Here is a 23,632-nt window from a genome sequence, read left to right on the forward strand (position 1 = left end):
GCGTCCCTCCTTAATCCTTATGAATGCGGACGGTCACATTCATACCAGGGCGAATGTCGAGTGATTTTTCTTGTGAGAGCGATACCTTCACGGGAATCACTTGCGCGACTTTTGTATAGTTTGCGTTTCCGTTCGATGACGGCATTATCGAGAACGTGCCTGCTGTTGTCATCCCGATTTGTTCGACTTCACCCGAAAGTGTTGTATCAGGATAGCTATCGACATAGACATCGACGGCTTGACCGACTTTGACTTCATCGATTTCTGTTTCTTCGACGTTTGCTGTGACCCATAATTCATTTAAGTTAAATCCGTAAGCGAGCGGCGTACCGGCACCAACAAAGCCGTTCTCTGTCGCCATCGACTGAACGACGGTTGCTTTTGCTGGCATTTCGATTGACGCATCAACCGGTTTTTGACCAGTTTGTGCTATCATGACGTGACCAAGTGTCGCCCCGTTATCGAGTGTCTGTCCTGTTTTTGCCGTCCAGTCAGTGAGTTTTCCAGCGCCAGGACTAGCAATTGTAATCATCTTACCGTCGATTTTGGCATTTTCTGTTTTGACGTAACTTGTTGCTTGATCGTAGTAATAATAACCGATCGCACCACCACCAATTAAAACGACGAGCGTTAAAATATTGATGATTAATAATTTCTTCATGTTCATGAGTAAGTTGCATCCTTTCTGTTACTAGCTGATCGCCCCAGTGCGGTCTCATAAAAAAGACTCCTCTGGGGAGGAGTAGTTAATACAGTTAATTATATGGGTGCATAACAAACAAACAACCAACAATTTCCGACGAAATGTTGGAAAAGTCTTTGTTAACGGATACAATACGTAAAAAGGAGCTGAATTTTAAATGAATCAGTCGTGCGATCCACGTCCTAAACGTTCACGTGAACGTATTACGACAGAGCTATTTCATTTACTTGAACACCATTCCTTTTCGACGATCACCGTCAAAATGTTGACGGATGGTGCTGAGGTCAATCGTTCGACCTTCTATGCGCACTATAAAGATAAATACGATTTGCTGGATCAAATCGTTGAGGAACACATGACGTTGCTCGCAGAAGCGATTCGGATTACAGGAAAACAATCGACCGAGCCTCCGACAGTCGAACGCGTCAGTCGTTACTTTGCACGTTTGTTCATCCACATTGAGCAAAACGAGCGCTTTTACCGGACGATGCTGCTCCAAGGAACAGTCAAGACGTTCATCTCCCGTTTCTTGGATACGTTAAAAGAAAACTACCGTCTTGCTTTCCGGGAGACGACAAGTGTCTCTGTTCCGGTGGATCGGGATTTATTACTGAACTACGTCATTGGTGGTCAACTCGGGCTCTTGATGTCGTGGTTACGAAATGATCGTCCGTATTCCTCCGAGTATATGGCAAATCAGCTTAGTCAGATGATCGTCTTCGGAACAGTTGAAAGTATTGGTTTTCCTCAGACAGGCCCTGGGACTGTCTAAAAAATGAACTAAAAAGTGCCATTCCGATGTGAGGGAATGGCACTTTTTGTGCTAGTCGGATATAACGTTAGATTACGCTTGACGGAATTCCAGCTGTTTCGTATAAATCGTACTTTGGTTACGTCCGTGCTCTTTTGAAGCATAGAGTGCTTTATCCGCTTGTTGCAATGCTTCGAGTGATGTATGGGATCCACCCGAATGGGCAATTCCTAACGAAATCGTAATCTTCAAATCAGGTACATGTGCAGTCGGGAACAGGTTACGGGCGACTGTCGTCCGCGCTAATTCAGAGATTTTTTTCGCATCCTTCAATGATGTGTTCGGTAAAATGATCAAAAATTCTTCTCCACCGTACCGACCGACTAAATCATCCGGACGTACAATAGAGGCAAGTGTCGTTCCGAGTTGCCGCAACACATCGTCGCCGGCATCATGACCATATGTATCGTTAACGTGTTTGAAGAAATCGATATCGATCAGGATAAGTGAATATCCATCGTCATCCGATCCGACGAGTGATAGGGAGTCGTCCAGACGTCGGCGATTAGCGAGACCCGTCAAGGCGTCGGTCATCGCAAGTTTTTGCTGGTACTGGATATTTTCAAAATGTCGTCGCAGTTCGGCTAATAAGCGATAGGTGACGAGGCCGGCTAATAAATTAAAGAAAATGTACGTAACCGATACTTTGAAAAACGTTTCCCAACTGTTTGTCAGTGCATAGATAGCTGGTAACGAATAGAGAATACCGATTCCGATCATTAATTCAAAAGTCAGCAATGTATTACGTAAAAATCTGCGTGCTATGCCAATTGTCAAAATGAATAAAATCATGATGACGGAAGCGAGAATCGCTCCTTCGATTTGATCAGCAGGTGTAATTAAAAAACGCGTTCCGATAATCATGACTCCCGTGATGAAGGCACTAGGCAATCCGCCAAATAATGTGGCAATCGCGACAGGAATGATACGTAAGTCAATCCGGGCAATATCAATTTGAATGCTGTTGAACATGAGGAGTACAGCAATTGCACCAGCTACACAACCTAAAATAAGGCGTGATTCAAGCTTTGATTTTGGTGTAATTCTTGGTTGATTTCGAAAAGGTAAAAATAAAAGCGTGATCGTCGTGAATAAGAGACAAAAATTTATGATGAAGTTATTCATAATAGACAACAAATCCTCCCAACTCCCCCTGCAGTATACTTCCAATTATATACTTTGAGTATACTCGTTCTACTAACGGTATAGGAGGTCTGAATGTTTAGAATAAAAAAAGAAAAACAGAATAAAACCTCTGTCCTTCTCTTGATTTTTAATTTATTAATTGGATGAGACGACTTCTTCATCCATTGTCGCGAGGATTTTATCAAATACATGGATCATCACGTTCAGTTCCTCTTCAGACAAAGTGCCGAATCGCTCCTGAAGATATTTGCGACGGACGACTTCGAGATTCCGAAAAGCGGCCTCTCCCTCGTCAGTCAAGGCAAGGACGATTGAACGACGATCTTCCGTCGAACGTGTCCGTGTCACAAAACCGGTCTTATAAAGTTTATCTGTCAAAGCGGTGACCTGACTTGTCGCAAGTTCGAACTGTTCCGCGAGTAATGTCGGACGCTGGGGGCCGTTTTCAGATAAGCTACGTAAGATGAAGAATTCACTTCGCGTTGCAGTACCTTCAAACAGTTGATTCAACTCACGGCGCAACGTCCGGAGAATCACGCGCATTTGTTCTTCTAATCGATATGTCAATTGGTCATGTTGTTCTTGTCCCATCTGAGCAACATCCTTTCTGTACTACCTTCTACCATTTAGTGTACTAAAAATATCGGAATTTTACTATGAGCACGGTAGGATTCAAAAATATAAATTGACAAACAAGAAACATATTATGTACTATGTCGAAGTAATGAATTAGTAAATCAACTTAATTAGTTCTCACTCAACCAGTGGGATGGAGGTTGCGATTCTTATGAGTCGGGTTACGGATGTCGTCAAGCGGCAGATGAAATAGCTCAAAAGGAAGAATTGCCGAAATCGTAGACTACTTTGAAAGTCAGCGATTGGGATTAGATCAAACAGGTCTAATACTGTCATGAACCGTTTGCGGTTTATGGGGAGCTATCTTTCACGACGGTAGAATGAGACGCATCATCGATATGTTGCGTTCTCATCTTCCTCTTGGAAGGTGAGGGCGCTTTTTTACGCCCTCTCAAAAATTATAAAAAGAGAGAAGCGACAGACATGAACAATTTACAACAGCAACAACAACCCCTCGATTCCACAGCAGAAGGGCTACAACGAGGGCTTCAAGCCCGGCATATGTCGATGATTGCAATTGGCGGAGCGATTGGGACCGGTTTATTCATCGCGTCAGGTGCCTCTGTTGCAGCGGCAGGACCGGGCGGTGCGTTACTTTCTTATACAATCGTCGGATTGATGGTCTACTTCTTGATGACGAGCCTTGGGGAGATGGCCGCCTATATGCCGGTCGCAGGATCGTTCTCGACGTACGGGACGAAGTTCGTCGACCCTTCATTCGGGTTCGCCTTAGGATGGAACTACTGGTACAACTGGGCCGTCACGATTGCCGTCGAGCTCGTCGCAGCACAAATCGTCATGCATTACTGGTTCCCGAACATTCCGGGCGTCTATTTTAGCGCGCTGTTTTTACTTTTAATGATTGGATTAAATTATTTTTCGGTCAAAGGATTCGGTGAAGCCGAGTACTGGTTTGCGATGATTAAAGTCGTCACGGTCATCGTGTTTCTTGGTGTAGGAGTCGCGATGATTTTTGGTATCTTTACTTCGGAGCCACCAGCAGGCTTCAAAAACTTTGGCTTAGGTGATGCACCGTTTGTCGGAGGGATTCCAGCTGTCATCGGTATCATTCTTGTCGCAGGTTTTAGCTTTCAAGGGACGGAGCTCGTCGGAATCGCAGCAGGTGAGTCGGAAGATCCGGAAAAAAATGTCCCGAAAGCAGTTAAACAGGTGTTTTGGCGCATTTTATTATTTTATGTATTTGCGATCTTCGTCATCGGAATGTTGATTCCATACACAAGTCCGAGCCTTGTCTCAAATGATATTACGGATGTTGCCGTCAGTCCGTTCACACTCGTCTTCGAAAAAGCAGGACTCGTGTTTGCAGCAGCATTGATGAATGCGGTCATCTTGACGTCCGTCTTGTCTGCCGGGAACTCCGGGATGTATGCTTCAACCCGGATGCTCTACACACTGGCACGACAAGGTGATGCACCGAAACTGTTTGCGAAAGTCTCAAAAAACGGTGTGCCGCGGAATGCGTTACTCGCGACAGGGACAATTGGTGCACTTTGTTTCTTGACATCGATGTTCGGCGGACAAGTTTATCTTTGGTTACTGAATGCTTCCGGAATGACAGGATTTATCGCGTGGCTCGGGATCGCGATCAGCCATTACCGTTTCCGAAAAGGTTTCGTCGCCCAAGGGCATGCGTTACGTGACTTACCGTACGTTGCACCGGCGTTCCCGTTTGGTCCGCTATTCGCATTTGGCCTATGTTTCCTCGTTATCGTTGGGCAAAACTATGCCGCGTTCCTCGCTGATCAAATCGACTGGGTTGGGATTGCAGCAACGTATATCGGAATTCCGTTATTCTTGGTCTTTTGGCTCGGACATAAAGTCAAACACCGGACATCGGTTGTCCGGTATGATGAGATGGAGTTTCCGAAGCATCCGAAAAAATAATAGTATAAGCTAAAGGACCCTCTCGCTTACGAGAGGTCAGACTATAAGCAAAGTGTTATCGGGAATCGGGAGATCAAGCGTCTTTTTTCGTTGCTTTCCTCGGGCGAGGCGCAAGCCGTTGCTCCTTGATCCTAACGGACAATGAGTAGGGTCTTGCCTGCCTCTGACAGTGCGTTGAAAACGCACTTTTCCCTTAGGAGTCAACGAAACATGACGCTTTTTAGGTAGTATCGTGACGGATTGTCTCTCGTTATCGCATGTTTACGCTTCTTAATAGTTTGTCTACACACAAAAACCCTCTCACTTGCGAGAGGGTTATTTGTGTATAAAAGAACCGAGTGGTTTTCCGAAAGGTTTTTTTAGTTTCTTTCCATGATATGTCCCTGCAAGTATGTCAATCCGTAATTGGATTATTTCTTTTTAATAATTTTATTTTTATCTAAAAATATTGTTTCAATAAAGTAAAAATAAGGAATAAATTCTTTACGGTAAACCTACTAAAACGATTGAGATGGAGGAAGTGTGAAATGAGTACATATGAATTGATTTTGACACTGGGTTCGGCCGCGTTCTTCATGGCGCTCGTTGCTTATGTATCCTATCGCATGACACGAGGCAAGGAACAGGGAGTTGACGAATATTTTTTGGCAGGACGTGGACTAAGCGGAATCTTTATTGCCGGTTCCTTGCTTCTGACCAACCTTTCGGCAGAACAACTGATTGGTTTGAACGGTCAGTCGTTCATGGGGAATATGTCGAGCATGGCGTGGGAAGTCACGGCAGGGTTTGCTGCCATCATCATGGCGATCTACCTGTTGCCTAAGTTTTTGGGGATGGGGATTTCGACGTTACCTGAATTTTTAAGTCAGCGCTATGATGAAACGGTCCGGCGGATGACGGTGCTCTTATTCTTACTTGGCTACATGTGCGTGACGATTCCATCGATGCTTTACTCCGGCGGGATTGCCGTCTTACAGCTGTTTAACGTACCGGAGTTATTTGGATTGAGTTATACGCAGTCGCTGTGGCTCGTCATTTGGGTTGTCGGGATCATCGGGGCCATCTATGCAATTTTCGGAGGACTACGGGCTGTCGCCGTCTCCGATACATTAAATGGAGTCGGCCTTGTCATCATCGGTTTCCTCGTTCCGATTCTTGGTTTTTTTGCACTCGGGGACGGAAACATGGTCGACGGAATGAAGCGTCTCGCAACGACACACCCTGAAAAATTGAATGCGATTGGGTCGTCAACCGACGCCGTTCCGTTCTTTTCGATTTTTACAGGGATTCTGTTTGCGAATCTCTTCTATTGGTCACTCAATCAATATGTGATTCAGCGCGTGCTTGGAGCAAAGGACTTAAAAGAGGGACAAAAGGGTGTCTTGATGACAGGCTTCCTGAAACTACTCGTCCCGGTATTCATGTTGATTCCGGGTGTGATTGCGTACCATTTGTATGGAGATAATCTAGCAAGTGGAGATTTGGCCTATCCGAAATTAATCACGGAGTTGCTCCCTGTCTCATTGATGGGATTTTTCTTGGCCGTCTTGCTGGGAGCAGTCTTTAGTTCATTCAACTCACTCTTAAATAGTATCGCGACGTTGTTCGTACTCGACATTTATCGCCCGGTCTTTGCGAAAGAAGCGACCGATCGGCAGTTGATTCGTGTCAGTAAAATCTTCGGAACGATCGTTGCCTTGATTTCATTTGTCGTCGCTCCATTCTTAATGTATGCACCAGACGGTCTTTGGACGTTGATTCGTCAGTTCACAGGATTTTTCAACATTCCGATTCTCGTCATCGTCATGATGGGAATGCTCGTGCGGACGATTCCACCGATTGCTGCCAAAATCGTCATTGTTTTTCATGTCATTGCCTATTACTTCTTTGTTTTCGGACTCAGACAGTTGTTCGGAATCGATCACGGAATCAGCTTTATCCATGGCTATGGTATTTTATTGGTGATCGAAGTGCTGTTCATGTGGTTCATGGGAAAATATCGTCCTGTTATGCAGGTGAATCGTCGTCGACCGGTACGTACGACGGGGATGACGCCGTGGAAATATGCGATGCCTGTCTCGGTCTTACTCGTGTCGAGTATCATCTTGATGTATGTCCTCTTCTCGAAAATAGGACTCGCCTATCCGGATGGTATCGTTTCAGGCTGGTTCTGGCCAATCACGCTTGTCTTGCTTGTCGGGACGGTCTTTCTCTGGCGCTTTGCCTTGAAGTCGTGGCATACGCGGTATACGACTTATCTCGAGGAAGAGTACAAACGAGCGGAATAAGTTCACAGTTGACGGCTCAAATCGATTAAGATTAAAGAAAAATGGAGGCGAGCATCGTGAACTACTGGTACCACTTTAAACGGGCATTCATCCCGATTGCGATTTTATTGATTACATTAGCGATTTATCAAATGATTTATCGCATGAACAACATTTGGTATTCGCTCGGCGGATTGATTTTAGTTTTTGCAGCGATTTATTTTGTCATGCGACGCCTGAAGGCAAATCCAGAAGATTGAGTGAGCAAGATAGTAGGGGCATGCTTTAAAAAGCAGTAGACTAGAGAGATAGAAAGAGGAGGGGAAGATAGATGGCAAAAGCAATATTTGCAGGTGGTTGTTTCTGGTGTATGGTCAAACCGTTTCATAAGTATGATGGTGTCGACCAGGTGATTTCCGGCTACACCGGTGGTCATACAGAAAACCCGACCTATAAAGAAGTTTGTTCTGAGACGACGGGACATCTCGAAGCAGTCGAGGTGACGTATGATCCGTCTGTCATCACATATGAAGAATTACTTGAAGTATTTTGGCGTCAAATTGATCCAACTGACGGTGGCGGTCAGTTTAATGACCGAGGTCAATCGTACGAACCCGCTATTTTTTATGTTGATGAAGCGCAAAAGCAAGCGGCGGAACAATCAAAAGCAGCGCTTGATGCTTCTGGTCGTTTTTCAAAACCGGTTGCCGTCGACATCCGTCCGGCAGCACCATTTTGGCCGGCGGAAGAATATCATCAGGACTACTACAAAAAAAATCCGTTCCGCTATCAAATGTATAGTGTCGGATCGGGTCGTGCCAAGTTCGTCAAAGAAGCTTGGAAAGATCACGGTAAGGAACAGGAATTGAAACAACGCTTAACACCCATCCAGTATAAAGTGACACAGGAGAGCGGGACAGAACCGGCCTTCCGAAATGAATACTGGGATGAAGAACGTCCGGGGCTGTATGTCGATATCGTCGATGGAACGCCACTCTTCACGTCAAAAGACAAGTTCAACTCAAGTTGCGGATGGCCGAGTTTCGCGAAGCCGATCGCAGAAGACAAGATGGAAGTAAATCTTGATACGACGCACGGCATGACGCGGACAGAAGTTCGTTCAGCTGATGCCGATAGTCACCTCGGTCATATCTTTGATGATGGTCCAAAAGAGCTCGGTGGTCTGCGTTACTGCATCAATTCCGCTGCTCTTCGATTTATTCCGGTAGAAGAGCTTGACTCTGCCGGATATGGGGAATATAAAAAACACTTCGAGTAAGTCAAATCGTAAGGCAGCAAAACGAATTCGTTTTGGCTGCCTTTTTTAGAATCGAAAGGAGGTCATGTTTTGTTTACAGCAGTTTATGATGACATTCGACAGATGACGATTGCCAAAGTATTGGATTTTTATGATGATAAAGTGCGAGGACTCGATGAAACGGCTCGACGGAAAAAATATGACAAGATGAGCCAAAGTCCGTTTCTGTTTTTCCGCGGCAGTTCCCATCTGTTTTACTATGATTTGACCCGTATTCCATTAGGGTTCGACACACCGGTTGAGACACCGACATGGATTCAAGGCGATCTCCACTTTGAGAACTTCGGTGTTCATGGAAATGCGAAGGGTGAAATCATTTATGACGTTAATGACTTTGATGAAGGGTATCTCGGATCCTATCTTTACGATGTCATCCGGATGGCCGTTTCGGTCCGTTTATTTGCAGACGAGGTCGCTTATGATCCGGAACCGGCGATTAAAGCCTACATTGAAAACTACTTACACGACCTTCATGAATACGCGAATGGTAAAAATCCGAGTGACATCTGTTTTACGGTCAAGAATACGAAAGGACCGATTCGAAAATTAATTAAAAAAGCTGAAAAGAAGAAAGCAGACTTGCTTGGTGAACGAACTACTGTGATTGATGGACACCGGAAGTTTCTTGATCTACCGGATATGAAGCGTGTCGAAAAAGAGACGTACGCAGCAATCGAAGCGATCTGGCCGGATTACATTGCATCAGTCGATGAGAACGATCGAAGAGACGACGCGTTTTATACGATCAAGGACATCGTCCACAAACTGGATAGCGGAACCGCCTCGATTGGTCTGGAACGCTATTACATTTTGATCAATGGGGAAGGGAAGGAAGAGCCGGACGTCATCCTTGAGATGAAACAAGCACAAACGGCTGTGCCGTCCTTATTCGTTCCTGTTTACCGCGAAGATGTCGAGACCGTCCATCAAGGATTACGGGTCATCGCGTCTCAAAAAGCGATGCAAGCGCATGAAGATCCTCACCTTGGATACGTGACGATGCATCAAAAGGAGTATTACATTCGAGAGCGCTCTCCGTACAAAAAGAAATTAAAAGCAAAGCATATTAAAAGCCAGGATGATCTTGAAAATGTATTAGCTCTTCAAGGTCGGATTACGGCGAAAATCCATGCGCGAGCCGATATGGATGCAGGAATTAAGGCGACGGTTCTCACTCATCATGCGGATGTCGCGATTATCGAAGCAATCGGACAGTCAGAGCAAGTTTTCCTTCAGCAAATTCAACGCTGGTCAAACGCCTATGCGGAAAGAACGAAGCTAGACTTCCACGTGTTTTTGAACTGGATGACGAACCGATAAGAAAATGGTCTTTTGGGAATCGGAAAAAGGCAGGAAACACCGAATTGAACTTCGGCGTCTCCTGCCTTTTTTAGGCTAATTTCTTAATTTAAGAGGGAACTGAACTTTTTACACGAACAGCGTCAAACTCACGTTTGATGCTTTCATTGGCTTTTGCTTCTTCTTCAGCCGACCAACCGAGTTCGCTACGCATGAGAGCGAGTACGCCGTCCGCATATTTCTCGGCATTTGGATAATCGAAGAATACGGCGGACGCACGGCGATTCAAGAAATCACCGGGTTGCATGACGAGCTCGGCTTCGAGTCCGTAAAGCAGCGCACCGAACCAGTGAAGTGGTAACTGGTAACGTTCCGCTTCACTGCCACGTGAACGAATGAGTTCATACACCCGTTCGACGTTCGTTCCGTAGCGTTGGATGAGCCATGTCGTCTCGTCTGGCGAGAGACCGAGGGCTTCTCCTTTCGGTTGTTGCTCTTTCAAGTAGCGGGCAAATCCTTTACTACCATCTTTATGTCCGCCGCCAAGTAAGATATGACGCGTCCGTGATTCAAGATAAATCCGGTCTTCTTCTTTTTTGAATTGTTCGGCGACCATATTGATGATGCGTTCCGCCATTTTCCGGTAACCGGTTAGTTTACCACCAGCAATCGACATCAAGCCGGATTTCGAAATGAAGATTTCATCCTTACGAGACAGTTCACTCGGATCTTTGCCATCTTCATGAATCAATGGACGGAGACCAGACCACGTCGACTCGACGTGCTCCGGACGAAGCTCGATATTGAACATATCATTTGTCGCTTTTAAGATATAGTCGCGGTCTTCTTCCGTGACACCAGGCTCGAGAATGTCACCTTTATAGTTCGTGTCGGTTGTTCCGACGTAGGTTTTCCCTTCGCGTGGAATCGCGAAGATCATCCGTCCGTCTGAGACATCAAAATAAACGGCTTGACGGAGCGGGAAATCAGCTTGATCGATGACAAGGTGAATCCCTTTTGTCAGATGGAGCGACTTACCAGATTTTGAACCATCTTGTTCCCGTAATTCATCGACCCATGGACCCGTCGCATTGATGATTTTTTTCGCCCGAATCGTATACGTCCGGTCTGTTAAGAGGTCACGGACTTCGACGCCGACAGCTTTCCCGTTATGATAGACGAGTGATTCTGCTTTCGTATAGTTGACGGGACGTCCCCCATAACTGATAGCGGATTTTAGGACCTCCATCGTCAAGCGAGCATCATCCGTTTTGTATTCCACGTAGCGCCCGCCACCGACGAGGTGTTCTGAGCGCAGGAGTGGTTCATAACCGAGTGTTTCTTCTTTTGATAACATCGTTCTGCGTTCATTGCGTCGTACACCAGCGAGTTGGTCGTAGACACGTAAACCGATAGAAGTTGAAAAACTTCCGAATGTTCCCCCTTCGACGAGCGGTAACATCATCCATTCCGGTGTCGTGACGTGGGGCGCATTCTCATAGACGATTTCCCGCTCTTTTCCGACTTCTGCGACGAGCTTGATTTCGAATTGTTTGAGGTAACGCAGTCCCCCGTGAACGAGTTTCGTTGAGCGACTTGATGTGCCTTCAGCAAAGTCTTGCATTTCGATTAAACCGGTACGCATACCGCGGCTTTGTGCGTCGAGCAAAATCCCGGCGCCCGTGATTCCGCCTCCGATGACTAATACATCGAGCAGTTCTTGTCCCATCTCTTCTAACCATGCCGTGCGTTCTGTACTTGAAAACATGAATAGTTCCCCCTGTTCATTATGAATTGGATTGAATTACTCTACTGATATCCATGTACCCTCTTTTGCACTCTTTTGAGCATAATCAATGATTTTCATGACAAATAACGCTTGCTCTGTCGTCACGACGAGCGGAATTTCATTTCGGATTGCCCGTGCAAGATCCGTGTAATACGTAGAAGCCGGCTTTAAGAAAGGGCGTTCTTCAGGTGGTTGTTCCGGAAGGCCGAATGTATAGGTCGCATTCTCCGTATCGACCATGTCAACGAAGTAACTTGCTTTCGTTCCGTGCACGCTCAAAGAACGTCCAGACATCGGAACGAGCGAACCGATGTGAAGAATCGCACGCCGTGTTCCGAAGGCGAGAATGAGGTGCGTATAATCGTCAACCGGACCGTCGATCCGCTGAATCGTTTGGTCACAAAAGACACGATCCGGTCGTTCTCCGAATAAAGTCAGAGCCTGATCGATTAAATGCGATCCTAAATCGTACAAGAGTCCGGCACCGGGTACGTCCTGTTCCCGCCAGCGTTCACGGACGGTCGGACGGTAGCGGTCATAATGGGCTTCGAACGTCTGAACGTCGCCGAGCTGATCGGTCCGGACGAGTTCCAGTAGCGTTTCGAAGTCTTTTTTGTAACGACGATTATGATAGACTGTCAGTAAGCGATTTTGTTGACGAGACAGTTCAGTTAATCGTTCTGCTTCAGCGAGCGTCACGGTAAACGGTTTTTCGACGAGAACATGGCAGTCTGCCTCTAACGCAAGGCGTGCGAGAGGATAATGCTCAGAATTCGGTGTCGCGATAACGACGAGATCGATCGTTTCCTCGGCGAGTAATGTTTCGAGCGATGGATATACAGGCACGTTTGGGTAGCTTTTTGCAACTGCATCCGGACGACTCGACTGAACAGCAATGAGCTGATAATCGGGCGATGTAATATAGGGGGCATGCAGGTGTTCTCCAGCAAGACCAAATCCAACTAAAGCAGTACGAATCATAAGGACACTTCCTTTTCGGTTAGTCCCTTCAATTTAGCACAAGTGAGGTGAAGAAGATGATTTCAGAACAACATGTCATTGAAAAAATGCGGCAGACGATGGCAAAAATCGAGCAGACGAGCGGTACGGCGCAAGTCGAACAACTGGCGACAATGAAAGCATACTGTGAGCTGTTGCTTGAGCAACCGGGCACACCGGCAGCAAACGTCGTGCGTTCACAGACAGCTCCGGCAGCAAAACCGGACGTCGATCCGATGCTCGCACGCTTCATGGGCGTTGCACAAGAAGATGAACAAAAAGGTCCGTCATTGCTTGATTTTTGACTAGATACGTAACTTTTTGGGAATAGAAAAGACAGACAAGCCAGAGGGGGAAACAGTATGAAAACAGCAATCATCATTGGAGCAGGTCCAGGAAATGGTGTCGAAATCAGTAAACGATTCGGGAAAGAAGGCTTCCAAATCGTTTGTGCAGCGCGAACGCAAGACACACTTGCTGCTGTCGTCACGGAATTGAAAGAGCATGGGGTCGAAGCAGTCGGTGTCGAGTGTGACGCATCACGCCGAACGGATATCGCATCCCTTGTCGAATGGACGAAGGAACAATACGGACAAGTCGACGTCCTTGTCTACAATGCATCGATTCTGCATCAGTCATCGGTTCTCGACGCCTCAGCAGAACAAATCACGAAAGAATTTGAAATCGACGTCCTCGGGGCACTCGATGCTGCGCAGCTCGTCGCACCGGATATGGTGGAACGAAAAGACGGCGCCATCTTAATCACAGGTGGCGGGGCTGGAATTCATGCGATTAAATCATTACCCGGACTATCGATTGGAAAAGCGGGTGTCCGTCAATTGACACACATGCTGCATGACACGCTAAAAGAAAATAACGTTTACGTCGGGACGGTCACGATTGCAGGAGAAGTGAAGCGGGGGACGGCGCTCGATCCGGCGAATGTCGCTGAAGCCTTCTACACACTGTATTCGAACCGGACGGATGTCGAAAAAGTCTTGTCTGCAGAATGAAACAGTTAATCGTCTACTACGATGGTCTCTGTCCACTCTGTCAAAAATCGAAACGGCTGCTTGAACGGATTGATTGTTTTCAGCAGTTGACGTTTTCCGATGCGCGACGGATGCCGGTGGAACAACAACCGCGATTGCTCGAACGGATGCATGTCGAAACCGAGCGAGGGGTCCGGTACCCGGGAATCGAAGGAATTCGTCTGTTGACGAAAACCTTGCCAGTTCTTTTACCTGCCTCTCCAGTGGTCTCGTTAGCGATTGTTTTACGAATCGGAGCACCACTCTATGACCGAGTCGCGAAAAATCGCGTCATTCCGATGAGCTGTACGACGGAGTGTTCCATCAATTAATACATGTAGCGAAGCGCCGACGCAAGCAAGGTCGGCGTTTTTTGAATGGACGGGCTCACTAACAAAAAGGAGGAGCATGATGAAGTTTTGGATGAAGGCATTGATGCTAGTCGGACTAGTATTCAGTACAGGCTGTGCCTTAGAGGCAGATCCGGAAACAGAAACGAAGTTCGGTATCGCACAACCGGATGATACAAAGGCCACACAAGTGACCGTCGAGCGGGTCGTCGACGGGGATACAATTAAAGTCCGGTTACCGGATGGGAAGATTGAAGACGTCCGTTTTTTGTTAATCGATACGCCAGAAACGGTAAACCCGGAAAAACCGGTTCAACCGTTCGGACCGGAAGCTTCAAGCTTTACGAAAGACCTCTTACCGAAAGGGAGCAAAATCGTCATCGAGCGAGATCACTCAAAGGCGGATCGTTACGGTCGTCTCCTAGCGTACGTCTGGATTGATGGCAAGATGGTTAATCAAGAGCTGTTACGTCAAGGGCTTGCGCGTGTCGCCTATGTGTACGAACCGGATACGCGGTATGTCAAAACGTTCGAAGACATTGAACAAGAAGCAAAAGCAGCGAAAAAAGGCATTTGGGAAACGGAAGGCTATGCGACGAATCGTGGATTTGACGAAACGGTCTTGACGAAGGAATCGACTTCTTCGGCAAAAGGTCAGTGTGAAGACATCAAAGGAAATATCAACCGGCAAGGGAACAAGATTTATCATGTCAGAGGCGGTCGTTCATACGAGGACGTCAAGCCAGAGGAAATGTTCTGTAGCGAACAGGAAGCGAAACAAGCGGGTTTTCGACGCGCTGCGAATTAATGATGCACGCCCCATGAGAGTTTGTCCTTTATTGTCTGAAGGGGCCGATGTTAAAGGCGCTTCAAACTCAAACTCATGACGGACGGTTCCGTCCTGTACGCACGAAACGCCGATGATCCCGTTTTTCATGGAATCATCGGCGTTTTCTAAACGGTCTGCATGTCCGCCTCGCCCGAGGGAAGCACGCGTATCTCCCGATAGCACGTTGTCTACAGTCTGAGACACCCTAACAGGTGCCCACTGTTTGTGGTTACTCCCTCTTATTCTGAAGGCGGGAAGGGTTTATAATGCGGAATTTGATCATCCTCATCAAAGGCAATCGTGACGTCGGTCACGCCTTTTAAAATCCGGATTTGCAGTTCGAGACGGTCTTTGATGTCATCGGCTTGCGCGATTGTCATGCCACGGTCGACTTCGATTTCAAGATCAACGTGGAAATGATCGCCCTCTTTGATGACTTCAAGTTTTTCGATATCACGGACATCTTTATCACGGAGTAAAATCTCTGCGATTTTTGCCGTCAAGACTTCATCAGTTTCACCGAGCGCACCGGCTGCATTTTGAATGAAGACGTTATAGACGACGTAAAACATCATCAATCCGATTAAAACAGAAGCAATCCCTTCTGCTTGATAAAACGATGTATAGTGCGAAATGAGGACGGCGATAATGGCGATGAGACCACCTAGTGTCGCAACTAAGTCTTCCATAAAGACGAGTCGCGTCGCTGGTTTTGCTTGTCCAAGCTTCGAGAAACTTTCGCGAACGAGCGTGAATCCACGCGATTTCAGACCGGTTTCATGAGCGATTTCAATCATCGCTTTATAAAAGACACCCATTTCAAGGACAACGCCGATTCCAAGCGCTGTTAAGATGATCCACAGTCCGCTTGTTTCTTCTCCTGGAGCATGTAGAATATGCAACACGCCTTCACGGATCGTCTCATACGCTAAAATGGCGACGACGATAATTGCTGCGAGCAGGACGAGATTGACGAGTCGACCGAATCCATTCGGGAATCGTTTTGTTGGTGCTTTTTTACTTAACGCAGATCCGACATAAACGAACATTTGATTGGCAGCGTCACCGATCGTATGCATCATTTCTGCGAACATGGCGATGTTACCGGTTAAGATATAAGCGATGAATTTAATAATGGCAATAATCGTATTGACGATAGCGGCAGCTAAAGCAGATTTGTTACCACGCCTCATTAGTGAGAAAAAGTTGGCCATAGTGTGATCCTCTCCTTTTAAAAAAGCAGGAAAGCGGAATTAACCGCGTCCTGCTTGGAATGATGGATAAAGTGACATGCCACCGTCTGCAAATAGTGTGATGCCGGTCACGTAACTGGATTCGTCAGAAGCAAGCCATGCAGCGACAGCGGAAATTTCTTCAGGCTTCCCGATGTTCCCCATTGGAATCATGCTTTCGACTTCTTTACGTTGTTCCGGGTCTTCAAATTTCTCTGCATTGATTGGTGTGTTGATCGCTCCCGGCCCAATCGCATTGATTCGAATGCCTTTTGGTGCGTACTCCATCGCGAGCGTCTGCGTCATCAGTTTGACGCCGCCTTTACTTGCCGCATAGTGAACAAATGTTGGCCATGGAATGATTTCGTGAACGCTCGACATATTGATGATGTTCCCTTTAATGTCGTTCTCGACAAAGTATTTCAAGGCTTCACGTGCGCCGAGGAATGAACCGGTTAAGTTGACATCGATGACTTTTTGCCAGTCTTCGAGGGACATTTCGTGCGACGGTGATGGCATTTCGACACCGGCATTGTTGACGAAGATATCGAGTCGACCAAAGTGGTCAACTGTTTCTTTAACAAGACGAATCATGTCGTCCTCTTTCGATACGTCAGCTTGAATCGTAATGGCTTCTCCACCGGCTTGCTTGATGTCTTCAGCAATCTGATCCGCTTCTTCCGGGTGGCTCCGATAGTTGATGACGACCTTTGTACCTTCTTCCGCGTAACGGCGGACGACGGCTTCGCCAATTCCCATTGAACCGCCTGTGACGATAGCTACTTTTCCGTTTAGACTATTATACATGAAAATCGACTCCCTTTTAGATTATTGTTTTGTAAACCCGATCATGATACCGCCCGCTACGACGAGAGTACAGCCGATGATAACGAACGTCATTTCTTTTTTCGTTTTAGCTTCTTTCAAGAACAGAACGCCGCCGATTGTCGAGATGACGACACCGGTTTGTGATAACGAAAAGCTTGTTGCGACGCCGACACGTGCCGTTGCGAGCAATAGGGCAATATTCCCGACAGCCCACATGATACCGGCAAGGCCATTTGTGAACGTCTGTTTCGCAAACAAATTCCCTTTGCGTAATGAAAGTAAAATGGCGCTGACGACCATCCCGATTGCTTGTGGTAAAACGGCTTCCCAACCATTGATGTTGAACCAACGGGCGATGACGACATAGCCGACATAACCAATCGTCGAGATGACGAGTAGAAGCAATCCTTTTCCGATGTTTTCATCCTTCTTGCTCTTATCTTCTTTATACGATGTAAAAGCAGCACCGGCGACAATCAGTACTAAAGCGCTAATTCCAAGAATAAGTGCGGATGTATTTGACCATTCACCAAAAGCGAGGACGCCAAACAAGGATGTTCCGACGAGTTGCATCCCGGTCGAAATCGGCATCGTTTTCGAAACACCCATTTGTTTAAAAGCAGCAAATTGGTTCATTTGACCAAGTGCCCAAAAAGCACCGGAGAAAAGACCGGCAATCCAGGCCGTCATCGACAGTTCTGGACTGATAAATAAGAACGTCACGAGGGCGAATGCTAACGCACCGAGTGTTGTCCCGATAATTTGTTGTTCTGTTGAACCGCCGATTTTTGAAACGACGAGAGGCAACGTCCCCCACATCAATGCAGGAACGATGGCAATTAAAATATCAATCAAGTGATTCACCTCTTCCATTTGTTCTATCTACTTGAAGATGTACCCCGGGAATCCCGCCGAAAAACCTCTAATGGCTAACGAATATTATCTTAAAATAAAAAACGCCCCACGAATGGGACGTGAAAATTATTATTTAAAGGGTTCGTCAGCGATGCGGACGATGTGTCGTCCGATTCGTCGAGCGTTCCAGAGGGCGACGACAGCAATCGTTAAGGAAATCCCCATCAAGTCATACTGACTTAAGAAATAGCCACCGTAACTGACAGGTAAGCTGACGATTCCGACGAGTGAACTGGTCCACTGACGAATTTTAAGCGATTCCATATTCGCGACGCGTGAGAATTTTTGCTGTTCGAACAACCGCCAGCGTGTTGGTTCACTGAGGGCATCATTGACTAGGCGAGGAAAGGCGAGAAGACGTGCGCCGTAAGACCCTGCAATCTGTAAGTAACGATTCTGATTTTTCCCTTCTTCGTCCAGCCAACGGCGGACCATCGGTTTAGCAAGTTCAAGCAAGTTGATTTTTGGTGAGAGGATTTGCAGGATACCCAGGATCGTTGAAGCGGCACGACCGAAAAAGGCAAACTCGGCCGGTAATTGAATCGGTTCATTCCGAACGAGTAATTCAATATCAGACAGTACTTTTTCAATTAATTTCGTATCGACGTTCTCCATATCGCTTTCAAGGTAAAAGTTGACGGCTTTTTCAATCGCTTGACGGATATTTTGTTTGTTGGCGTTCGGTAATAAGAAACGTAAGTCTTCCAGACCGTCGACGATTGCATCGTAATCGAGTGTGACGAACGACTGTAAGATTCCTTGAATCGCCCGCATGTCGTCCGGGGTCGTCGCACCAATCATCCCGAAGTCGAGCAGAACGATTTTTCCGTCTGCCTGGACGAGGACGTTGCCCGGGTGGGGATCGGCATGAAATTTCCCGCCGAACAGCAACTGTTCACCCGCATTCAGGAAGAGGTTACGCGCGAGTTCGTCACGATCGATTTGATGTTCTGCTAAAAACTCGAGGTCCGTGATCCGTGTACCGTCAATCCACTCCATCATCAAGACGCGATTCGTACAGTGTTCTTCATAATAGTCTGGAATGTAGATGACAGGGTTCGTTTCATACATCTTTTTAAAGTAGAGACCATTTTTTAATTCGGTCCGATAATTCAGTTCATCTCCGATGACGAAGACCATTTGGCGATAAAGACTTTGGAGATCAGTCGATTTATTGAGTGACGTCCGTCGAAGCATCGCGATGACGAGACGCATCGCGCGGAAATCCGTTTTAATGATTCGTTCGATGTTAGGACGCTGGACTTTGATTGCGACTTTTCGCCCGTTCGATTTGAGTGTCGCACTATATACTTCTCCGATTGAAGCAGATGCGATGGGGCGAGGACTGATATTATCGACGACGTCTTCGATCGGCATGCCCCAGTCTTCCTCGATGATTTTTCGAGATTCCCCGAGTTTGCTCGATGGGACCTTATCGACGAGTTCAGTTAACTCCATTAAAACGGTTGGTGGGAATAAGTCGGCACGAATCGATAAAAACTGCCCGAGTTTAATCAGGAGTCCTTCGAGACGCAGTGCTTTCTTCTTATAATCACGCGCAATCGTGATCATGATGCGCTCGAATTCTTCAGTATTCGTACCTGGTCGGTTTTTCCGGGTGAATCGATAGATAGTCCAAATATAACGAGCGAACATCGTCACGATGACGAAAATCCGGTAGAGCGCCCAACGTTTCATACGGTCACCTAGCTTCCTGTACAGTTTGTTTCAGTATAGGTTACTTTACCTAAAAACGTCACTTACAAACGGCTGAAAAAAGAATCGTAAAAATAAGGTGGACGCGACGCAAAAAGAGAGTATAGTAAGTAATGGAATTTCAATGTGGAAAGGTGAAATGTGTGCATGTCCTGGGACTTATTAAATATCATCGGAACGGTCGCATTTGCGATGAGTGGCGCGATCGTCGCGATGGAAGAAAAATATGATTTGTTTGGGGTTTGGTTATTGGCATTGATTACGGCGTTCGGAGGCGGTGCAATCCGGAACTTGTTGATTGGTGTACCCGTCTCGGCACTTTGGTCGCAAGGCGGATTGTTCTTGATCGCGATTTTAGTCGCATTATTAATCTTTGTTTTACCACAATTATTTTTACCACATTGGTCACGGTGGGGCGTGCTCGCCGATGCACTCGGTTTATCCGCATTTGCGATCCAGGGTGCACTCATGGCATCTGCAAAAGGCTTACCTCTTTCAGCAACGATTTCAGCAGCTGTTTTAACGGGTGTCGGCGGTGGTGTCATCCGGGATTTACTCGCCGGACGCAAACCGCTTGTCCTGCATAAGGAAATCTATGCGATGTGGGCCGTCATGGCCGCGCTCGTCATCGATCGGTTCCAACTGACGAATCCTCTGCATTTGTTCACATTACTGGGACTCATTACGATTTTACGTATGCTATCTTATTATTATGAATGGAATTTACCGGCACGACGTTTAGGGGGAGAATGACATGAAAGTATTAATCATGATTGGTTCTTTATCGATGATGGTAGCGGTCGCACTCGGTGCGTTCGGAGCGCATGCGCTAAAAGATATGTTATCTGAGCGGATGCTTGCGAACTGGCAGACGGGTGTCCTCTATCAGATGGTGCACTCACTTGGGATTTTGGCACTCGGTGGCATGTTACTGAAAGTTTCGATTTCACAATTTTCGCTTGCAGGTTGGTTGATGCTCGCCGGAATCGTCTTCTTCTCCGGCAGCTTATATGTCATGGCGCTGACAGGGATTACAAAACTCGGTGCAATCACACCGATTGGCGGCGTTCTGTTCATCGCAGCATGGATTTTTGTTGCGATTGGTGCGTATAAGGGATTATGATCCGTCGACTGACTTGAAAAGTTGGTCGTTAAACGAAAGTAAGGGAGTGGATTTTATAGCCACTCTCTTAGGATGTAGACAACGTGCTAGCGGGAGTTGAAAGCGTCTTTTTTCGTTGCTTTCCTCGGGCGAGGCGCAAGCCGTTGCTCCTTGATCCTCACGGAAAACGAGCAGGGTTTTGCCTCCCGATATCGCATGTTCAAAGTTTGTCTACACACTGGGAGTGGATGTATATCCACTCTCTTTTTTTTGTCTTTTTACGACGATTACGCCATCGAAATAAAAAAACGGTCAAGAGACATCACTGCCTCTTGACCGATTACGATTGAAGCAACTGCCTCAATGCTTTATTGGTTGTGTTTTATTTAACTTCGATAATGCTTGCTCATAGCGATCCAGTACACGTTGTGCGACTGGCTTTAGCTCTTTTGAAAGCACAGCGAATTGCAACTCACGCGATCGCGTTGACCGGTTCATAGCATTCCCCATGATCATTCCTCCTTAACGTATAAAACGTACATCTTTTATGGCCGCAAAGAGTATATTCCCATAGGGTTTTTCTATGAAACGTCTTTTAGCATATTAAAGCGCGAAATGTGTTTCGAGCTCGCTTGACTCAAGACGGTTGCCGATGAAGAACTCACCGAATTCACCGTATTTTGCACTCACTTCGTCAAAACGCATTTCATAGACGATTTTTTTGAACTGGAGGATATCATTCGCGAACAAGGTGACGCCCCATTCCCAATCGTCAAAGCCAGTTGATCCACCGATAATCTGTTGAATCTTCCCAGCGTAGCTCCGTCCGATCATACCATGACGGTACATGAGCTCTTTCCGTTTCTCCATCGAAAGCGTGTACCAGTTATCGCCATCGCGACGAGATTTACTCATCGGATAGAAACAGATGTGCTTCGATTTTGGCAAGATTGGATAGAGACGGTCGCGTACATACGGGTTCTCATACGGGTTCCCTTCGCCAGATCCACGGTATGTGCCGAGTTCGACGACGGAGACATATGAATACGTCGGGATGAGATAGTCATATAAGTCGAGTTTTTGCATCTTCACTTCGACGGCTTGGATGTCTTCCATTGTCGGACGAAGGACCATCAAAACGAGATCTGCTTTTTGACCGATGATCGTATAGAGGGCATGACTGCCTTCTTTTTGTTCTTCGACTTGTCCGAGCTCAGCTAAGAACGTTTGGAACTCGTTGATCATTTTCGTCCGGACAGTTGTTTCGACTTGTTTTAAGCGCGACCAGTCAATCCGGCGGAAATCATGTAATGTATACCAACCGTCGAGAGTTTCGGCGGCTTGCTGTGTAGCAGTTGGTTCTGATGTTTGATGTTCCATGAAAAAACCTCCTGAAATCTATAATGAAAAGTACATTCTCCATTGCTAATCTTATCATAGATCGGACGGTTCATCGCAACAAAACAACCGTCTCTCATTAGGGATAGAGACATGAAGTAACACGAATCGGGGTATGAAGTAAAAGGGTGTGCTAAAACGCGTTAAGCGCCTTCTGTACTATTCCTAGAAATAACTGTAATAGTGATAAAAAATCGCTCCGTGTAATGGGTAAAAGAAGTTTTTTGCAAATTGTTTTAATAACGAAACAGAACTGTGTATAATGAACGATGGAATGTATAAGGAATAGAAACCGACACTTGATTGACATAAAAGGAGAGAAAATCATGCAATTATTCGAAATGCTTGAGACAAAAGTAAAAGCACACCAACCATCAATCGTTTTCCCAGAAGGAATCGACGCACGTGTTCTTGGTGCTGCTGTCCGCCGGAAAAAAGATGGTCTCGTCACACCAGTCGTTATCGGACCACGCGTGAAGATTGAAGAGACGGCGTCGGCGAACGGAATCGACGTAACGGATCTTGAAACAATCGACCCGGCTTCGTACGATGCGATGGAAGAACTTGTTGCTTCATTCGTCGAGCGCCGTAAAGGAAAAGCGACAGAAGAACAAGCACGTGAAGTCATCTTAAAGGACGTCAACACATTCGGAACGATGCTCGTGCATACAGGTAAAGCAGCAGGTCTCGTCTCGGGTGCGATGCACGCGACTGGCGATACAGTCCGCCCGGCACTTCAAATCATCAAAATGCAAGAAGGCTATAAGAAAACATCGGGTGTCTTCATCATGGTTCGCGATGATGAGCAGTATGTCTTCGCTGACTGCGCAATCAATATCGCACCTGACGCAAACGACTTAGCAGAAAATGCAATCGCATCAGCAAAAACAGCAAAAACATTCGGCATCGAGCCGAAAGTGGCATTGCTCAGCTTCTCGACAAAAGGTTCAGCAAAATCACCTGAAACAGAACGCGTCGTCGAAGCAACACGTCTCGCAAAAGAACGTGCGCCTGAACTTGCAATCGATGGAGAATTACAATTTGATGCAGCGTTCGTCCCGAGTGTCGCGAAATCAAAAGCACCAGAATCAGATGTTGCCGGTCAAGCCAACGTCTTCATCTTCCCAAGCCTTGAGTCAGGAAACATCGGCTACAAAATCGCACAACGTCTTGGTGGATTCGAAGCGATCGGACCGATTCTCCAAGGTCTCAACAAACCGGTCAACGATCTTTCACGTGGATGTAACGAAGAAGATGTCTACAAACTTGCGATCATCACGGCAGCTCAGGCAGTTGAAGCAAACGCATAAAACGGAAAAGTCTTTACTTTTTCAGAGAACATCGTAAAATGAAACACA

24 protein-coding genes and 1 riboswitch are annotated in these 23,632 nt (G+C 46.5%); of the genes, 13 read left to right on the plus strand and 11 right to left on the minus strand.

Annotation, left to right across the window (positions count from 1 at the left end; genetic code table 11):
- Positions 1–10: 10 nt before the first annotated feature.
- Positions 11–667: an HlyD family secretion protein gene (locus KNQ05_RS13075; RefSeq protein ID WP_088836060.1), complete on the minus strand. Its 657-nt coding sequence runs from the start codon at positions 665–667 to the stop codon at positions 11–13.
- A gap of 193 nt (positions 668–860) precedes the next feature.
- Between KNQ05_RS13075 and KNQ05_RS13080 the strand changes: the two genes are divergently transcribed.
- Positions 861–1,475 (plus strand): TetR/AcrR family transcriptional regulator, encoded by a 615-nt coding sequence (locus tag KNQ05_RS13080; protein WP_214767659.1) that lies wholly within the window; start codon positions 861–863, stop codon positions 1,473–1,475.
- 72 nt (positions 1,476–1,547) lie between these two features.
- Here the strand turns inward: KNQ05_RS13080 and KNQ05_RS13085 are convergent, their stop codons facing one another.
- Complete coding sequence (locus KNQ05_RS13085; protein ID WP_251132085.1) at positions 1,548–2,639, minus strand: GGDEF domain-containing protein; 1,092 nt, start codon at positions 2,637–2,639, stop codon at positions 1,548–1,550.
- A 156-nt stretch (positions 2,640–2,795) separates the two neighbouring features.
- Positions 2,796–3,251: a MarR family winged helix-turn-helix transcriptional regulator gene (locus KNQ05_RS13090; RefSeq protein WP_088836062.1), complete on the minus strand. Its 456-nt coding sequence runs from the start codon at positions 3,249–3,251 to the stop codon at positions 2,796–2,798.
- Between the two features lie 171 nt (positions 3,252–3,422).
- Positions 3,423–3,607: riboswitch (Lysine riboswitch) on the plus strand.
- Between the two features lie 112 nt (positions 3,608–3,719).
- Between KNQ05_RS13090 and KNQ05_RS13095 the strand changes: the two genes are divergently transcribed.
- The 5 genes from KNQ05_RS13095 to KNQ05_RS13115 all read left to right on the plus strand — a co-directional run bounded on the left by KNQ05_RS13095 (position 3,720) and on the right by KNQ05_RS13115 (position 10,106).
- Complete coding sequence (locus tag KNQ05_RS13095) at positions 3,720–5,201, plus strand: amino acid permease (RefSeq protein ID WP_214805683.1); 1,482 nt, start codon at positions 3,720–3,722, stop codon at positions 5,199–5,201.
- A 527-nt stretch (positions 5,202–5,728) separates the two neighbouring features.
- Positions 5,729–7,489, plus strand: a complete 1,761-nt coding sequence (locus KNQ05_RS13100; RefSeq protein WP_214805685.1) for a solute:sodium symporter family transporter — start codon at positions 5,729–5,731, stop codon at positions 7,487–7,489.
- 56 nt (positions 7,490–7,545) lie between these two features.
- Positions 7,546–7,728, plus strand: coding sequence for a hypothetical protein (locus KNQ05_RS13105; protein ID WP_029332347.1), 183 nt, complete (start codon positions 7,546–7,548; stop codon positions 7,726–7,728).
- A gap of 71 nt (positions 7,729–7,799) precedes the next feature.
- The gene (msrA, locus tag KNQ05_RS13110; protein WP_029332348.1) at positions 7,800–8,747 is read left to right on the plus strand and encodes a peptide-methionine (S)-S-oxide reductase MsrA; all 948 of its coding nucleotides are present in this window, start codon (positions 7,800–7,802) and stop codon (positions 8,745–8,747) included.
- 69 nt (positions 8,748–8,816) lie between these two features.
- Positions 8,817–10,106 carry a DUF2252 domain-containing protein gene (locus tag KNQ05_RS13115; RefSeq protein WP_214805687.1) on the plus strand — a complete coding sequence of 430 codons (1,290 nt, stop codon included), beginning with the start codon at positions 8,817–8,819 and terminating at the stop codon, positions 10,104–10,106.
- Positions 10,107–10,194: 88 nt separating this feature from the next.
- On the opposite strand, the gene KNQ05_RS13120 is transcribed toward KNQ05_RS13115, so the two are convergent.
- Positions 10,195–11,853: a glycerol-3-phosphate dehydrogenase/oxidase gene (locus KNQ05_RS13120; protein WP_088836066.1), complete on the minus strand. Its 1,659-nt coding sequence runs from the start codon at positions 11,851–11,853 to the stop codon at positions 10,195–10,197.
- Positions 11,854–11,889: 36 nt separating this feature from the next.
- Positions 11,890–12,855 (minus strand): Gfo/Idh/MocA family oxidoreductase, encoded by a 966-nt coding sequence (locus KNQ05_RS13125; protein ID WP_088836067.1) that lies wholly within the window; start codon positions 12,853–12,855, stop codon positions 11,890–11,892.
- A gap of 56 nt (positions 12,856–12,911) precedes the next feature.
- Here KNQ05_RS13125 and KNQ05_RS13130 point away from each other — a divergent pair, with 56 nt between their 5' ends.
- The 4 genes from KNQ05_RS13130 to KNQ05_RS13145 all read left to right on the plus strand — a co-directional run bounded on the left by KNQ05_RS13130 (position 12,912) and on the right by KNQ05_RS13145 (position 15,062).
- The gene (locus KNQ05_RS13130) at positions 12,912–13,178 is read left to right on the plus strand and encodes a DUF5327 family protein (RefSeq protein ID WP_088836068.1); all 267 of its coding nucleotides are present in this window, start codon (positions 12,912–12,914) and stop codon (positions 13,176–13,178) included.
- A 57-nt stretch (positions 13,179–13,235) separates the two neighbouring features.
- Positions 13,236–13,886, plus strand: a complete 651-nt coding sequence (locus KNQ05_RS13135) for an SDR family NAD(P)-dependent oxidoreductase (RefSeq protein WP_088836069.1) — start codon at positions 13,236–13,238, stop codon at positions 13,884–13,886.
- Positions 13,883–14,236, plus strand: a complete 354-nt coding sequence (locus KNQ05_RS13140) for a thiol-disulfide oxidoreductase DCC family protein (protein WP_214770594.1) — start codon at positions 13,883–13,885, stop codon at positions 14,234–14,236. The genes KNQ05_RS13135 and KNQ05_RS13140 overlap by 4 nt, the downstream gene beginning before the upstream one ends.
- A gap of 79 nt (positions 14,237–14,315) precedes the next feature.
- Positions 14,316–15,062 (plus strand): thermonuclease family protein, encoded by a 747-nt coding sequence (locus KNQ05_RS13145; protein ID WP_239456793.1) that lies wholly within the window; start codon positions 14,316–14,318, stop codon positions 15,060–15,062.
- 260 nt (positions 15,063–15,322) lie between these two features.
- On the opposite strand, the gene KNQ05_RS13150 is transcribed toward KNQ05_RS13145, so the two are convergent.
- The 4 genes from KNQ05_RS13150 to KNQ05_RS13165 all read right to left on the minus strand — a co-directional run bounded on the left by KNQ05_RS13150 (position 15,323) and on the right by KNQ05_RS13165 (position 19,756).
- The gene (locus tag KNQ05_RS13150) at positions 15,323–16,297 is read right to left on the minus strand and encodes a cation diffusion facilitator family transporter (protein WP_088836072.1); all 975 of its coding nucleotides are present in this window, start codon (positions 16,295–16,297) and stop codon (positions 15,323–15,325) included.
- 39 nt (positions 16,298–16,336) lie between these two features.
- Positions 16,337–17,122, minus strand: coding sequence for a glucose 1-dehydrogenase (locus tag KNQ05_RS13155; protein ID WP_088836073.1), 786 nt, complete (start codon positions 17,120–17,122; stop codon positions 16,337–16,339).
- A gap of 21 nt (positions 17,123–17,143) precedes the next feature.
- Positions 17,144–17,995 carry a GRP family sugar transporter gene (locus KNQ05_RS13160; RefSeq protein WP_204251427.1) on the minus strand — a complete coding sequence of 284 codons (852 nt, stop codon included), beginning with the start codon at positions 17,993–17,995 and terminating at the stop codon, positions 17,144–17,146.
- 132 nt (positions 17,996–18,127) lie between these two features.
- Positions 18,128–19,756, minus strand: a complete 1,629-nt coding sequence (locus KNQ05_RS13165; RefSeq protein WP_214767680.1) for an ABC1 kinase family protein — start codon at positions 19,754–19,756, stop codon at positions 18,128–18,130.
- A gap of 165 nt (positions 19,757–19,921) precedes the next feature.
- Here KNQ05_RS13165 and KNQ05_RS13170 point away from each other — a divergent pair, with 165 nt between their 5' ends.
- Together KNQ05_RS13170 and KNQ05_RS13175 are read left to right on the plus strand one after the other, a co-directional pair.
- On the plus strand, positions 19,922–20,527 hold the full coding sequence (locus KNQ05_RS13170; RefSeq protein ID WP_029332360.1) for a trimeric intracellular cation channel family protein: 606 nt from the start codon (positions 19,922–19,924) through the stop codon (positions 20,525–20,527).
- Position 20,528: 1 nt separating this feature from the next.
- Positions 20,529–20,897 (plus strand): DUF423 domain-containing protein, encoded by a 369-nt coding sequence (locus KNQ05_RS13175; RefSeq protein ID WP_029332361.1) that lies wholly within the window; start codon positions 20,529–20,531, stop codon positions 20,895–20,897.
- A gap of 339 nt (positions 20,898–21,236) precedes the next feature.
- On the opposite strand, the gene KNQ05_RS13180 is transcribed toward KNQ05_RS13175, so the two are convergent.
- Together KNQ05_RS13180 and hemQ are read right to left on the minus strand one after the other, a co-directional pair.
- Positions 21,237–21,386, minus strand: a complete 150-nt coding sequence (locus KNQ05_RS13180; protein WP_204251414.1) for a hypothetical protein — start codon at positions 21,384–21,386, stop codon at positions 21,237–21,239.
- Between the two features lie 93 nt (positions 21,387–21,479).
- Positions 21,480–22,256, minus strand: coding sequence for a hydrogen peroxide-dependent heme synthase (gene hemQ, locus KNQ05_RS13185; protein WP_159173997.1), 777 nt, complete (start codon positions 22,254–22,256; stop codon positions 21,480–21,482).
- Between the two features lie 344 nt (positions 22,257–22,600).
- On the opposite strand from hemQ, the gene pta reads away from it, so the two are divergent.
- Positions 22,601–23,584 carry a phosphate acetyltransferase gene (gene pta, locus KNQ05_RS13190; protein WP_251132519.1) on the plus strand — a complete coding sequence of 328 codons (984 nt, stop codon included), beginning with the start codon at positions 22,601–22,603 and terminating at the stop codon, positions 23,582–23,584.
- The last annotated feature ends 48 nt before the right edge of the window (positions 23,585–23,632 follow it).

The sequence above is a fragment of the Exiguobacterium sp. s125 genome, from assembly GCF_018618605.1.
Classification (GTDB): domain Bacteria; phylum Bacillota; class Bacilli; order Exiguobacteriales; family Exiguobacteriaceae; genus Exiguobacterium_A; species Exiguobacterium_A oxidotolerans.

Bases quoted from the DNA above. Each gene is read 5' to 3' on its own strand.
- KNQ05_RS13075 (WP_088836060.1), bottom strand. From the start codon at position 667: ATGAACATGAAGAAATTATTAATCATCAATATTTTAACGCTCGTCGTT.
- KNQ05_RS13080 (WP_214767659.1), top strand. From the start codon at position 861: ATGAATCAGTCGTGCGATCCACGTCCTAAACGTTCACGTGAACGTATT.
- KNQ05_RS13085 (WP_251132085.1), bottom strand. From the start codon at position 2,639: ATGAATAACTTCATCATAAATTTTTGTCTCTTATTCACGACGATCACG.
- KNQ05_RS13090 (WP_088836062.1), bottom strand. From the start codon at position 3,251: ATGGGACAAGAACAACATGACCAATTGACATATCGATTAGAAGAACAA.
- KNQ05_RS13095 (WP_214805683.1), top strand. From the start codon at position 3,720: ATGAACAATTTACAACAGCAACAACAACCCCTCGATTCCACAGCAGAA.
- KNQ05_RS13100 (WP_214805685.1), top strand. From the start codon at position 5,729: ATGAGTACATATGAATTGATTTTGACACTGGGTTCGGCCGCGTTCTTC.
- msrA (WP_029332348.1), top strand. From the start codon at position 7,800: ATGGCAAAAGCAATATTTGCAGGTGGTTGTTTCTGGTGTATGGTCAAA.
- KNQ05_RS13120 (WP_088836066.1), bottom strand. From the start codon at position 11,853: ATGTTTTCAAGTACAGAACGCACGGCATGGTTAGAAGAGATGGGACAA.
- KNQ05_RS13125 (WP_088836067.1), bottom strand. From the start codon at position 12,855: ATGATTCGTACTGCTTTAGTTGGATTTGGTCTTGCTGGAGAACACCTG.
- KNQ05_RS13130 (WP_088836068.1), top strand. From the start codon at position 12,912: ATGATTTCAGAACAACATGTCATTGAAAAAATGCGGCAGACGATGGCA.
- KNQ05_RS13135 (WP_088836069.1), top strand. From the start codon at position 13,236: ATGAAAACAGCAATCATCATTGGAGCAGGTCCAGGAAATGGTGTCGAA.
- KNQ05_RS13140 (WP_214770594.1), top strand. From the start codon at position 13,883: ATGAAACAGTTAATCGTCTACTACGATGGTCTCTGTCCACTCTGTCAA.
- KNQ05_RS13145 (WP_239456793.1), top strand. From the start codon at position 14,316: ATGAAGTTTTGGATGAAGGCATTGATGCTAGTCGGACTAGTATTCAGT.
- KNQ05_RS13150 (WP_088836072.1), bottom strand. From the start codon at position 16,297: ATGGCCAACTTTTTCTCACTAATGAGGCGTGGTAACAAATCTGCTTTA.
- KNQ05_RS13155 (WP_088836073.1), bottom strand. From the start codon at position 17,122: ATGTATAATAGTCTAAACGGAAAAGTAGCTATCGTCACAGGCGGTTCA.
- KNQ05_RS13165 (WP_214767680.1), bottom strand. From the start codon at position 19,756: ATGAAACGTTGGGCGCTCTACCGGATTTTCGTCATCGTGACGATGTTC.
- KNQ05_RS13170 (WP_029332360.1), top strand. From the start codon at position 19,922: ATGTCCTGGGACTTATTAAATATCATCGGAACGGTCGCATTTGCGATG.
- KNQ05_RS13175 (WP_029332361.1), top strand. From the start codon at position 20,529: ATGAAAGTATTAATCATGATTGGTTCTTTATCGATGATGGTAGCGGTC.
- KNQ05_RS13180 (WP_204251414.1), bottom strand. From the start codon at position 21,386: ATGGGGAATGCTATGAACCGGTCAACGCGATCGCGTGAGTTGCAATTC.
- hemQ (WP_159173997.1), bottom strand. From the start codon at position 22,256: ATGGAACATCAAACATCAGAACCAACTGCTACACAGCAAGCCGCCGAA.
- pta (WP_251132519.1), top strand. From the start codon at position 22,601: ATGCAATTATTCGAAATGCTTGAGACAAAAGTAAAAGCACACCAACCA.